Here is a 12,462-nt window from a genome sequence, read left to right as displayed (position 1 = left end):
CGGTTAATCGTTAATTCGGTTAATCGATTAAACAAATCGACGATTAAACAATTAAACAAAAAACAAAATGAACTTATTCAACGTTTACCCATTATACAACATAACTCCAGTAAAAGCAATTGATTGTACAATTACAGATGACAAAGGAGTAGAATATTTAGATTTATACAGTGGACATGGTGTGATTTCTATCGGACACACACAGCCGGATTATGTAGCAAAACTTAAAAATCAATTAGACCATTTAGGATTTTATTCGAATGCAATTCAGAATCCTTTGCAGGTTGAATTGGCTCAGAAATTAGGAAAACTTTCTGGTTTAGAAGATTACGAATTGTTTTTGTGCAGTTCTGGTGCCGAAGCCAATGAAAATGCTTTAAAATTAGCGTCTTTTCATAACGGAAAATCAAGAGTTATAGCTTTTGATAATTCTTTCCACGGAAGAACTTCTGCAGCCGTTGCCGTTACAGATAACAAAAAAATTGTAGCGCCAATTAATGCACAGCAAGTTGTTACTTTTTTACCATTAAACCAAATCGAATTAGTTGAAGCTGAATTGGCTAAAGGAGATGTTACAGCGGTAATTATCGAAGGAATTCAGGGAGTTGGAGGTTTAGATCAAGGAACAACCGAATTTTTTCAGGCTTTAGAAAAAGCATGTAAAAAACACGATGTTGTTTTGATTTTAGACGAAGTACAATCAGGATACGGAAGAAGTGGAAAATTCTTTGCTTTCCAGCATCACGGAATCAACGCTGATATTATCTCTGTTGCAAAAGGAATGGGGAACGGTTTTCCGGTTGGAGCCATTTTAATTTCTCCAAAATTCGAAGCAAGTTTCGGATTATTGGGAACAACTTTCGGCGGAAGCCATTTGTCTTGTGCAGCAGGAATTGCAGTTTTAGATGTAATTGAAAAATTAGATTTGCAAAAGAATGTAAACGAAGTTTATGAATATTTCTTAGAAAAAATTAAAGAAGTTGAAGGCATTAAACAAGTAAAAGGAAAAGGCTTGATGCTTGGAGTAGAATTCGATTTTGATGTAGCAGCTTTAAGAAAGAAATTAATTATCGAAAAACACATTTTTACTGGAAGTGCCAACAATAAAAATCTATTGAGAATTTTGCCACCGTTGACAGTGAAAAAAGCTGATATTGATACATTTATTGTTGCTTTAAAAGAAAGTTTAGAAGAGCTATAATGTTAATTCGTTTAATCGTTTAACTGGTTAATCGATTAAACGAATTAACGATTAACCAGTTAAACGAATTAACCAATTAAACCAAAAAAATGAATCCATTATCAATTAAAAAACGCAATGCGGTTTTGCGATCCATGGCAAAGCTGGTCGAGCAGGAACGGAGTCAGATAATCTTGACCAATCAGGAAGATCTTGCTGATTATGACGGCTCAGATTTAGCAATGGAAGAACGCTTAAAAGTAGATGATAAAAAAGTCGACGAGATGATTTTATCATTAAACCAATTGGCTTCTCAGGAAGATCCCGTTGGAGTTGAGCGTTTTCATTTCACTCATGATAATGGAATAAAAGTTATAAATAAAACTGCTGCTTTCGGAACGATTTTAATTATTTACGAATCTCGCCCAGATGTTACAATTGAAGCGGGCGGAATTGCTTTTAAATCTGGAAATAAGATTTTATTAAAAGGAGGAAAAGAATCTTTAAAATCAAATTTAAAAATCGTAAGTCTTTGGCATAAAGCTCTAGAAGAAAATAGAGTTTCGAAAGACTGGGTTGAATATCTGAATTATAATAGAACAGAAACTCAGGCCTTTTTAGAAAAACCAACTCAAAAAGTTGATTTAATTGTTCCAAGAGGTGGAGAAAAGCTGATTGAATTTGTAAAAGCGCATGCAACCTGTCCTGTAATCGTAAGTGGACGAGGAAATAATTTTGTTTTTGTTCATAAAGATGCTGATACAGATTTGGCTTTAAAAGTAATTTTGAATGCTAAAACTTCTAAAATATCGGCTTGTAATGCTTTAGATAAAGTTTTAATTGATTCGAAACTTCCAAATTTTGAAGGTTTTACAGCAATGCTGATTGAAGCTTTAATTGAGGCAAAAGTCGAAGTTATTGTAGATAAATCATTAGAGAATTTCGAAAACACAAAAACACTTCAAAACGAAGATATTTGGTACGAAGAGTTTTTAGATTATAAAATTGTTATTGGAACAATTGATTCTGAAGAAAATGCTATCGAAATGATTAATAAATATTGCGGAGGACATTCTGCAGCAATTATTACTAGAGATAATGAAGTGGCGCAACAGTTTATGGAAGCAATAGATGCAGCAGCAGTTTACCAAAATGCTTCAACCCGTTTTACTGACGGCGGACAATTTGGTCTAGGCGGAGAATTAGCGATAAGCACAGATAAATTGCATCAAAGAGGACCAATAGGCCTTCAACATCTCGTAACAAACAAATGGTACGTGTATGGAGAAGGACAAATCAGGTAATGAGATAATTTGACAATTAGATAATTAGATAATTTTGATTTGAGGTGAAAAAAACTTAGAATCTTAGTATCTCAGAATCTTAGCATCTTAGAAAAAAATGGGTAAGAAACGGATTTTATTAAAAATAGGAAGTAATACTTTAACCAAAGAAACCAATCATATTTCGCGGGGAAAGATTGAAGACCTCGGAATACAGATTGCGGCTTTAAACGACGAATATGAATTTATCATAGTCAGCTCCGGAGCAATTGCGGCGGCAAAGCAGTTTGTAAAACTGGACAATCAAGATAAAGATGTTTTTGTAAAGCAGGCGTTGGCCTCTATAGGACAGCCTCATTTGATGCGGATTTACAATGAAAATTTTAAGGATTTAGGATTAAATACTTCGCAGTGTTTACTTTCTTATTCTGATTTTGAAAGAGAGCAGACCAAAAAGAACATTGTAAATACAATTAATGTATTGGTTAAAAACAATTACATTCCGATTATCAACGAAAATGATACCGTTGCCACAGATGAGATTCGGTTTGGAGATAATGATAAACTAGCGGCTTTAACGGCAGTTCTTTTAAATGTTGATATTCTGATTATTGCCACCAATACGAACGGAATTTATACAAAAGACTCTATTAATGATGAAGTTCCAGAAACAATTAAATTAGTAAATGATTTGAAGTCGCTTGAAAAGGAAATCGGCGAATCAAAATCATCACACGGAACGGGAGGAATGCAGTCTAAAATAGAAGCTGCTGGAATAGCAAAAGCAGCAAACATTGAAACCTGGATCGTAAACGGATTAAATGATAATTTTATTTTAAAAGCATTAAAAGACGAAATTCCGTTTACGAAAATCGTTTAATTGTTTAATCGTCAATTCGGTTAATCGATTAAAAGAGAGTTGCTAAAAAAAAAACAAAAAGGATAAAAGTTAAATTTGTTTATCGGTTAAACAAATTGACGATTAACCGATTAAACAAAAAACAAAGACATGAACTATATTTCAATTCAAGATATCGACTCATTATCAAAATGGGTAAAAAGTGCAATTAAAATCAAAAAAGAGCCGCTTAAAAATAAAAAATTAGGGAAAAACAAAACCTTAGGAATGTTGTTCTTCAACCCAAGTTTAAGAACGCGTTTGAGTACTCAAAAAGCAGCTTTAAATTTAGGAATGAACGTTATGGTAATGAATTTTACCAACGAAGGCTGGACGTTAGAGTTTGAAGATGGAGCAGTAATGAATTCAGGTGCTTCAGAACATATCAAAGAAGCGGCAGAAGTTGTTTCTCAATATTGTGATATTATTGCAATCCGTGCTTTTGCAGGTTTAGTTGACAAAGAAAAAGATTATGCAGAAACCGTTATTTCTGGATTTTTGAAATATGCAACAGTGCCAATTGTAAATATGGAAAGTGCTGTTCGTCACCCAATGCAGTCTTTGGCAGATGCCATTACAATGGAAGAACACAAAACGAAACACAAACCAAAAGTGGTACTTTCGTGGGCGCCACATCCAAAAGCTTTGCCTCAAGCGGTTGCCAATTCATTTGTAGAAATGATGCAGATGCAAAAAGACATGGATTTTGTGATCACGCATCCAGAAGGTTACGAATTAAGCCCAGAAATTACAAAAGACTGCAAAATCGAATACGATCAAAACAAAGCTTTTGAAAATGCCGATTTCGTTTATGTAAAAAACTGGAGCAATTTCAATGATTATGGAAAAGTAACCAACAGCGATCCAAACTGGACAGTTACAGCGGAAAAAATGGCTTTAACGAACAACGGAAAATTCATGCACTGTCTTCCTGTTCGTCGTAACGTAATTGTAAGCGATGAAGTTTTGGATGGAGAAAATTCAATCGTAATTGAACAAGCGAATAATAGAACGTATTCAGCACAATTAGTTTTACAGAAGATTTTGAAAAAACTATAATTTTTTTAAAGTTGCTAAGATTCTAAGCTACTAAGATGCTAAGAAACTTTGCGCACAAAAAACTTAGTATCTTAGAATCTCAGAACCTTAGAATCTTATGAAGAAAGTTACCATAATAAAAATTGGTGGAAACATCATCGATAATCCGGCAGAATTAGAACAATTTTTAACTGATTTTTCTAAAATCGAAGGCTATAAAGTTTTAGTTCACGGCGGTGGAAAATCGGCTACAAAAATGGCACAGAGTATTGGTTTGGTTCCGCAAATGATTGATGGACGACGAATTACAGATGCTCCAATGCTGGATGTTGTGGTAATGATTTACGCCGGACAAATCAACAAACATATTATCGCTCAATTGCAGGCCAAAGACAATAATGCAATTGGTTTTTCTGGAGCTGATGGAAATTTAATTCAGTCAGTAAAAAGAAATCACCCGACAATTGATTACGGATTTGTAGGTGATGTAAAGCAAGTCAATACCAAATTATTAGCTACTTTATTAGAAACTGGAATTGTTCCCGTTTTCTGCGCGATTACACACGATAAAAACGGACAATTGTTAAACACAAATGCCGATACTATTGCAAGTGAATTGTCAATTGCATTATCTGAAGTTTTTGATGTTACGCTTACGTATTGTTTTGAAAAACAAGGCGTTTTGCAAGATTCAGAAGACGATTCATCTGTAATTACAGAAATCAATGAAGCATTATATAATAAACTTAAAGAAGAAAAAGTAATCCATTCCGGAATGATTCCAAAATTGGATAACTGTTTCAATAGTTTATCAAGAGGTGTACAGAAAATTAAAATTGGACATCACAAAATGCTTCAAAACTCAGGAATTCCGCATACAACTATTACATTATAAAAGATGTTGCCACGAATTGACTCTAATTTTTTCTTTTAAAAGAGAAAATAATTTTAGACTTACATTAAAAAGTTTATTTTGATTTTAAATCTGTTACAAAAAAATAATTTGTGAAAATTCGTGTTATTAGAGGCAAAAAAACAGCACTGCGCAGTGCTTTTAAAATTTAATTTTAGAAATTTGCGCAAATCAAAAATGTCACGATTTTTATTAAAAACTTTGTGACTTCGCGCCTTCGCGGCAAAGAAACCAAACTTATGAAAAGTATAAATACGCTTACTCAGGAAGCAATTAGTTTATTAAAAAGCCTAATTGAAACCCCTTCATTTTCAAGTGAAGAAGATCAAACGGCACTTTTAATCGAAAATTGGTTCAATCAAAACGAGATTCCTTTTAAAAGAGAAAACAATAATGTGTGGGCTTTCAACAAATATTTTGACGAAAATAAACCAACACTTTTACTAAACTCACATCACGATACCGTTAGACCCAATCAAGCTTACATTAACGATCCATTTAAAGCGATTGAAAAAGACGGAAAATTATTCGGATTAGGAAGTAATGATGCCGGAGGATGTTTGGTTTCATTATTAGCGACATTTGTTCATTTTTACGAAAATCAAAATCTTTCACATAATATCGTAATTGTGGCTTCCGCCGAAGAAGAAAGCAGTGGAAAAAATGGGTTAAACAGTGTTTTAAAGAGTTTACCAGAATTAGATTGTGCAATTGTAGGTGAACCAACTTTAATGCAATTGGCAGTTGCGGAAAAAGGCCTTTTAGTTTTAGATGTAAAAGTGAAAGGAACTGCAAGCCACGCCGCACATCAAAATGATGATAATGCTTTATACAAATCAATTCCGGTAATGGAATGGTTTAAAAACTATAAATTCGACAAAATCTCTGATGTTTTAGGTCCTGTAAAAATGACCGTAACGCAAATCAATGCTGGAAAACAGCATAATGTAGTGCCTTCAGAATGCGATTTGGTTGTAGATATTCGTGTAACAGATCGTTACACCAATGCCGAAATTCTTGAAGTTGTAAAAGCTAACGTAAATGCCGAAGTAACACCAAGATCAATGCATTTAAACGCATCGTCTATTCCAGTTGCACACGGTTTGGTTCAAGCTGGAATCGCTTTAGGAAGAACAACTTATGGCTCACCAACGCTTTCAGATCAATCGGTTTTGAGCTGTCAGTCTTTAAAACTAGGACCCGGAGAAACATTGCGTTCGCATTCAGCAGACGAATTTATTTTTGTAAATGAAATTGAAGAAGGAGTCGATTTGTATATTAAAATACTAACTGATTTCTTTAAATTATAATATTAATTAGGAGCTAATCTCGCTATCCGTTTCAAACGAAGTTCACTGAACTCCGATTGAAATAAAAATTAAGTGAAGTAATCTTTTGTTCCGAACCCCGGCACAAAAGGATTTCCACTGCTATCGGGGCTAGACACACCAACAGTATAAACGACAACATTAGAATAAATTAGAAAATAAACGACAAATAATTAAATCTAGAATCTAAGGAGTCTAAAGATCTAAGAAGTCTAACAATCTAATTATCTAAGAAGTCTAAAAATCTAAGTTATGAAACTTTGGGAAAAAGGAATACCAACAGATAAACAAATTGAACAATTCACCGTTGGAAACGACCGTGAACTGGATTTAGTTTTAGCAAAATACGATGCTTTAGGTTCAATCGCGCACGCCAAAATGCTTGGGCAGATTGGTTTATTAACTGCTGAAGAAACAACTTCTTTAGTTGATGCATTAAACGAAATTATTGCTGATATCGTAGTTGGAAATTTCGAAATCGAAGACAGTTTCGAAGACGTGCATTCAAAAATAGAATATCTATTAACCGCAAAACTAGGTGATGCAGGAAAGAAAATCCACACTGCACGTTCTCGTAACGATCAAGTTTTAGTAGACGTTCATTTGTATTTAAAAGACGAATTAAAAGCCATAAAAGAGCAGGTAAAAACATTGTTTGACTTGTTGATGGAATCGGCAGACAAACATCAAAATGTATTATTGCCAGGTTATACGCATTTACAAATTGCAATGCCATCATCATTCGGAATGTGGTTTTCTGCTTACGCCGAAAGTTTGATTGATGATATTACAATGCTGAATGCAGCTTCTAAAATTGTTGATCAGAATCCGTTAGGTTCTGCTGCAGGTTACGGAAGTTCATTCCCAATCAACAGAACATTTACGACTAAAGAATTAGGGTTTGAAACCTTGAAATACAATGCTGTTGCGGCACAAATGAGCCGTGGAAAAGCAGAGAAAACGGTTGCTTTTGCCATGACAAGCGTTGCAGGTACATTATCAAAATTTGCCATGGACGTTTGTTTGTATATGAGCCAGAATTTTGATTTTATTGGTTTGCCGGCGCATCTTACAACAGGTTCAAGTATTATGCCTCATAAAAAGAATCCAGATGTATTCGAATTAATCAGAGGGAAATGCAATAAGATTCAGGCGCTTCCGTACGAGATAACTTTGATTACCAATAACTTACCAAGCGGTTATCACAGAGATCTACAACTTTTAAAAGAAGGTTTGTTTCCGGCGATTCAAAACTTGAAAGCTTGTCTGGATATTGCTATTTTTTCAATAAAAGATATTACAGTAAAAGATCATATTCTAGAAGATAAAAAATACGATTACTTGTTTACGGTTGATACTTTAAACGAAATGGTTGTAGAAGGAATGCCTTTTAGAGATGCTTACAAAGCTGTTGCAGAACAATTGGAAGCAGGAACGTATAAATCTCCAAAAGAAACAAAACACACGCACGAAGGCAGTATTAATAATTTATGTCTTGACGCAATAAAAGATAAAATGAAAGCGGCTTTTTAATTTCTTTGTAGAGTTAAAAAGTAAGTTTTAAAAAGTAAAAGGTCATTGATTTCTTTCAATGACCTTTTTTTATAAGGAGATTTTAGTTTTTAATAACCTTAAAAGTTTTTATCCTGTTTTCGATTTGAATTTTGCAGACATAAGTTCCTTTTGCAAGATTTCCTAGATTTAATTCTAGCTTTTCATCAGGAGTAATGCTTTTTGACTTTGTGAATACTTTTGCACCATTAGATGAAAATACATTTATAGAAGCCGTTCCATTTTCTGAATTCGAAAATTTAATGTTTAAAATACTGTCTATAACGGTTGGATAATAGTCAAGATTTACGTCTAGACTTTTTTTTTCACCTAATCCCAGATTGGTACAGCTCGATGCAATTTTTCCATCAGCAGCAACTTGAAGGGTAGCACCGGCACCGCAAGAAGTATTAGTAATATAACCAGCAACATCTGTAGCAGGAATTGTAGCGTATGTGTATGAAGGTTTTGCAACAGCATCGCCAAAATCTGTCGGAGCTTTTAGAGAATTTATAAAGCTTATTCCAACTGTTCCACCATCGGTGCTGATGTAGTTTTTAAAAGCAGTCCCAATTTTAGCAAAGTCAGTTCCTTCAACATAACAAGTCGAATTTTTATCACCTCCGCCTAAACCAATCGCTAAAGAACCTGATACAGACGTATTATAATAACAATTTAGAATATGAAGTTCAGCATTTCTACCTCTTGGCATTCTTTCTTTGCATCCTTCTGCCCAATAACAATTTTTAAAAGTTATGCTGTAATGGCCATCAGCCGGAGCATCGCTTTTTGAAGAACCTACCAAATCAGAAAATCTGTGATCGTCTGCACCACCAGAACCGCCTGATTTTGGAGCTTTTAAATAAGTAAACTTCGTCCAGGAAACAGTTACATTGTCTGCGCTGCCTTTGTTATCAAAATTTCCATCCATTCCGTCTTGAAATTCACAATGATCCACCCAAAGATTTGTCGCTTCAGAAGTAAGATTGTCATGGCCGTCAACGTCATAAGCACCAGGGCCTTCAAATATTAAATTTCGGATTATGATATTATTTGATCCCGGTTTTATGTTCAAAATTCCAGAACCTGCAGCAGTTTGATCCGTATTTACTAATCGTGCGCCCGGAAGTCCAATGATGGTTTTGTCGTTTATTAGTAAACTTGTGTACGTGAAATTTATGGTTCCCGAAACCAAAATAACCTGTGGTGTGGTCAATTTGAGTTTTGCAATCAAATCTGCGTAAGTTGAAACAGTTATGGGAGTGGCATTTCCGCCGCCGGTTGCATTGGCACCAAATCCTTCAGGTGCTGTCATATAATAGTTTTGTGCCGAAATAAGATTCACACTTACTATTAGAAATAGTACAATTAATTTTGATTTCATTTTTTGTGGTTTGTTAAGGTGGTTTTGTATTGCAAATATATAATAAAATGTAATCGATTACATAAATGTAATTAATTAAAATTTAAACTTTAGGCAATTCAAGTTTGTGATAAATTTGTTGGTATTATTAATAAAGATGAGATTATTTTTTTAGCGCGATTATTTTTACAATTTAAATTTTATTGAAACAAAAAGCACTATTTTTGAGTTATCTTTTATATAGGAAATATGAATAAATTTGACGCCGAGAATACTAAAAAGCTTTTTGATGAGAATCTAATTACTGAAAATCAATATCAGGAAATAATTGCTTATCGCAGATTAAATATTTTTTCATTAAATGCTGAGTTGAAACTTTTTCTCTATTTGTCTGTTTTGCTTTTTACTTCAGGAATTGGGATATTGATTTATAAAAATATCGACAGTATTGGTCATGTGGCTATTCTCTCACTTCTTTTGCTTGTAATTGCTGTCTGCTTTTATTATTGTTTTAAAAACGCTAAAGGTTTTCAAAAAACGGAAACAACTTTTGATCATCCTGTTTTAGAATATTTAGTCTTAGCGGCTAATATTCTCACCTGTATTTTCATTGGTTATTTGCAGTTTCAGTATAAACCATTTGGAGATCATTATGGATTAGCCACTTTGGTGCCAACAATAGTGAGTTTCTTCTGTGCTTATTATTTTGATAATAAAAGTGTCTTGACAATTGCTGTAACAGGTTTGGCAGCTTATGTCGGACTTTCAGTAACACCTCAGGATTTATTAAAAAATAATGATTTTTATGCCAGTGAGAGTTTGAGTTATTCTGCAGTTATGCTCGGAGTTTTACTGGTTTTATGGACAATTTATAGTAACCGAATTTCACTTAAAACTCATTTTAGTTTAATCTTTTTGACTTTTGCTTTGCATATTACAAGTATCGCCGCAATAAGTAATTTATTGCATTATGATAGTTTAATTTGGATGATTTTTACCGTTGTTTTGGCGGGCTCAACTTTTTATTTTTATAAAATCAGCTATCAATTTAAGGCAATGTCTTTGTATATTTTCATGATTGTTTACGCCTATATTGGCGCTAATATATTTTTGTTCAGAATTTTTGAAGATGTTGATTTCTCTAATATTTGGGAATTATTTATTTTTTTATTGCCAGCTTATTTCATTGGCTCGATTGTAATGTTCATTAAATTAATTAAAAACTTTCATAAAGAAATTGCAGAATGATAGTACACGATAGAAAAAAGTTAGATAATGAAGTTTTAATTAATGAAGCTGATACTTTATATAAAGGAGGTTTTATAAGTAAAGAACAAAAGAAATTTATAGAAAAAGAATTGCCTATTCTAAATGGTCAAAAAAATATTTTGGTCAGGATTGGTTTCTTTTTATTAGGAAGTTTGCTTTACGGTTCTATCTGCGGAATGATTTCTTTGTTTGGAATAAATTCAGAAGATATTTACCTTAAAATATGTTGCTATATTTTTGCTGTGGTTGGTTTTGCTGGGGCCGAATTATTTGCTAATCAAGAGTATCATAATCAAGGTTTGGATGATGCTTTTATTTTAGGTGCAATTTTACAAGTTGGAATTGCTGTTACTATAACCACAGATAATTATGAAGCTGTAGTTGCATTTTTTATGGCAATAGCTGCAATTATTATGTTTTTAAGATATTTGCATTTACTCTCAATGCTGGTTTTTTGTTTAGCGACTACAGCATTTTTATCCTTTCAAATGTTTGAATTTGGCGACATCGGAAAAGCTGTTTTGCCATTCACAGCGATGATTTTTGCAGCAATTTCTTATTTTTTGACACGGAAATTAATCAATAAATTAACCAAAAGTTATTATTATAACGGACTCTTACTAGCGAATAGTTTTTGTCTGATATTGTTTTATCTCTCTTGTAATTATTTAGTAGTTAGAGAGCTTTCAGCTGAACTTTTAGGAACACAAATCAGACCAGGAACTGATATTCCATTTGCATTTTTCTTTTACGCATTTACCTTTATTGTTCCAATTGTCTACTTAATTCAGGCTTTAAGGTCAAAAGATAGAATTATGCTTTGGATAAGCTTTTTAGCGATTGGATTCTCAATCTATACAATTCGTTTTTATTATTCTGTTTTACCAATAGAAGTAGCTTTGACGCTTGGCGGACTTATTTTATTCGCAGTAGCGTATTTTTCAATTAAAAAATTAAAAGAAAAAGAAAGTGGTATAACCTTTAAGCCAGACAGAATCAATCATTCAGATGATTTCTTAAACGCCGAGGCTTTAATTGTAGCTTCAACTTTCGGAATGAAACCAGAAGTTAAGATAGATTATCCAATGGAGTTTGGAGATGGAGGTTTTAGTGGAGGAGGTTCTGGAGGAAGTTTTTAAGTTTGTAAGATGTGAAATGTGAAATGGTTTAAATTCATTTTACATTTCACATTTCACATTTCACATTTCTCATAGTTATACTTTACTTTTCAATGCTTCAGCATCGATATCGCTGTGCGAAACATCGTAAACGGCTTTTCCGTTTTTAATTAAGATCAATTGTGGTGATTCATGATAAACACCAAATCGGTTTGCAATTTCGTTTGAAATATCGCGATGCGCAATCAAATCCAAGAAATAAGCATTAACTACTTCTTCAAGATCAAAATCTCTTTCAAATTGTTTCAGCGCCATTCGGCTGATACTGCATCTCGTACTATGTTTGAAAATTACAACTGGCTTTTCGTTAGAGATGGCTTCAATTTCCATTAATTGAAGAATATCTGTTAATTCTGTCCAGTTCACTTTACTTTTTGGAGCTTCTGAGTTCTCTGAACTTCCGAAGATTGAATTAAAAAAACTCATATTTGTCTTGATTTGTGACTTTTTGACATTTAAAT

General features: G+C 33.3%; 11 protein-coding genes. 9 read left to right on the top strand and 2 right to left on the bottom strand.

From position 1 onward, the window contains the following. Window positions 1-67 precede the first annotated feature (67 nt). The 7 genes from EV145_RS05970 to argH all read left to right on the top strand — a co-directional run bounded on the left by EV145_RS05970 (window position 68) and on the right by argH (window position 8,173). Window positions 68-1,201, top strand: coding sequence for an aspartate aminotransferase family protein (locus tag EV145_RS05970; protein WP_133524302.1), 1,134 nt, complete (start codon window positions 68-70; stop codon window positions 1,199-1,201). Between the two features lie 89 nt (window positions 1,202-1,290). Beyond that, complete coding sequence (locus EV145_RS05965) at window positions 1,291-2,484, top strand: glutamate-5-semialdehyde dehydrogenase (protein WP_133524301.1); 1,194 nt, start codon at window positions 1,291-1,293, stop codon at window positions 2,482-2,484. A gap of 97 nt (window positions 2,485-2,581) precedes the next feature. Next, window positions 2,582-3,343, top strand: a complete 762-nt coding sequence (proB, locus tag EV145_RS05960) for a glutamate 5-kinase (RefSeq protein ID WP_133524300.1) — start codon at window positions 2,582-2,584, stop codon at window positions 3,341-3,343. A gap of 129 nt (window positions 3,344-3,472) precedes the next feature. Further along, window positions 3,473-4,420 (top strand): N-acetylornithine carbamoyltransferase, encoded by a 948-nt coding sequence (locus EV145_RS05955; protein ID WP_133524299.1) that lies wholly within the window; start codon window positions 3,473-3,475, stop codon window positions 4,418-4,420. A gap of 97 nt (window positions 4,421-4,517) precedes the next feature. Next, window positions 4,518-5,294, top strand: a complete 777-nt coding sequence (gene argB, locus EV145_RS05950; RefSeq protein WP_133524298.1) for an acetylglutamate kinase — start codon at window positions 4,518-4,520, stop codon at window positions 5,292-5,294. A gap of 257 nt (window positions 5,295-5,551) precedes the next feature. Next, entirely contained in the window at window positions 5,552-6,622 is a 1,071-nt protein-coding gene (locus EV145_RS05945; RefSeq protein ID WP_133524297.1) for a M20 family metallo-hydrolase, read from the top strand. Window positions 6,623-6,892: 270 nt separating this feature from the next. Beyond that, window positions 6,893-8,173, top strand: coding sequence for an argininosuccinate lyase (gene argH / locus EV145_RS05940; RefSeq protein ID WP_133524296.1), 1,281 nt, complete (start codon window positions 6,893-6,895; stop codon window positions 8,171-8,173). Window positions 8,174-8,255: 82 nt separating this feature from the next. Here argH and EV145_RS05935 read toward each other — a convergent pair whose 3' ends face one another. Next, entirely contained in the window at window positions 8,256-9,575 is a 1,320-nt protein-coding gene (locus EV145_RS05935) for a T9SS type A sorting domain-containing protein (RefSeq protein WP_133524295.1), read from the bottom strand. Between the two features lie 228 nt (window positions 9,576-9,803). On the opposite strand from EV145_RS05935, the gene EV145_RS05930 reads away from it, so the two are divergent. After that, the gene (locus tag EV145_RS05930) at window positions 9,804-10,802 is read left to right on the top strand and encodes a DUF2157 domain-containing protein (protein WP_133524294.1); all 999 of its coding nucleotides are present in this window, start codon (window positions 9,804-9,806) and stop codon (window positions 10,800-10,802) included. Then, a complete protein-coding gene (locus EV145_RS05925) occupies window positions 10,799-11,962 on the top strand; it encodes a hypothetical protein (protein WP_133524293.1) in 1,164 nt (387 codons plus the stop codon). The genes EV145_RS05930 and EV145_RS05925 overlap by 4 nt, the downstream gene beginning before the upstream one ends. A gap of 75 nt (window positions 11,963-12,037) precedes the next feature. Here EV145_RS05925 and ytxJ read toward each other — a convergent pair whose 3' ends face one another. Continuing rightward, window positions 12,038-12,427, bottom strand: a complete 390-nt coding sequence (gene ytxJ, locus EV145_RS05920; protein ID WP_133524292.1) for a bacillithiol system redox-active protein YtxJ — start codon at window positions 12,425-12,427, stop codon at window positions 12,038-12,040. Between the last annotated feature and the right edge of the window lie 35 nt (window positions 12,428-12,462).

Origin of the sequence: Flavobacterium sp. 245 (genome assembly GCF_004362055.1) — a bacterium.
GTDB lineage: Bacteria > Bacteroidota > Bacteroidia > Flavobacteriales > Flavobacteriaceae > Flavobacterium.
Note: the sequence above shows the minus strand (reverse complement) of the source record. Positions and strands in the feature narration are given on the sequence as shown.

What these genes read in the sequence shown, in the direction of transcription:
- EV145_RS05970 (WP_133524302.1), top strand. Translation starts at nt 68, where the DNA reads ATGAACTTATTCAACGTTTACCCATTATACAACATAACTCCAGTAAAA.
- EV145_RS05965 (WP_133524301.1), top strand. Translation starts at nt 1,291, where the DNA reads ATGAATCCATTATCAATTAAAAAACGCAATGCGGTTTTGCGATCCATG.
- proB (WP_133524300.1), top strand. Translation starts at nt 2,582, where the DNA reads ATGGGTAAGAAACGGATTTTATTAAAAATAGGAAGTAATACTTTAACC.
- EV145_RS05955 (WP_133524299.1), top strand. Translation starts at nt 3,473, where the DNA reads ATGAACTATATTTCAATTCAAGATATCGACTCATTATCAAAATGGGTA.
- argB (WP_133524298.1), top strand. Translation starts at nt 4,518, where the DNA reads ATGAAGAAAGTTACCATAATAAAAATTGGTGGAAACATCATCGATAAT.
- EV145_RS05945 (WP_133524297.1), top strand. Translation starts at nt 5,552, where the DNA reads ATGAAAAGTATAAATACGCTTACTCAGGAAGCAATTAGTTTATTAAAA.
- argH (WP_133524296.1), top strand. Translation starts at nt 6,893, where the DNA reads ATGAAACTTTGGGAAAAAGGAATACCAACAGATAAACAAATTGAACAA.
- EV145_RS05935 (WP_133524295.1), bottom strand. Translation starts at nt 9,575, where the DNA reads ATGAAATCAAAATTAATTGTACTATTTCTAATAGTAAGTGTGAATCTT.
- EV145_RS05930 (WP_133524294.1), top strand. Translation starts at nt 9,804, where the DNA reads ATGAATAAATTTGACGCCGAGAATACTAAAAAGCTTTTTGATGAGAAT.
- EV145_RS05925 (WP_133524293.1), top strand. Translation starts at nt 10,799, where the DNA reads ATGATAGTACACGATAGAAAAAAGTTAGATAATGAAGTTTTAATTAAT.
- ytxJ (WP_133524292.1), bottom strand. Translation starts at nt 12,427, where the DNA reads ATGAGTTTTTTTAATTCAATCTTCGGAAGTTCAGAGAACTCAGAAGCT.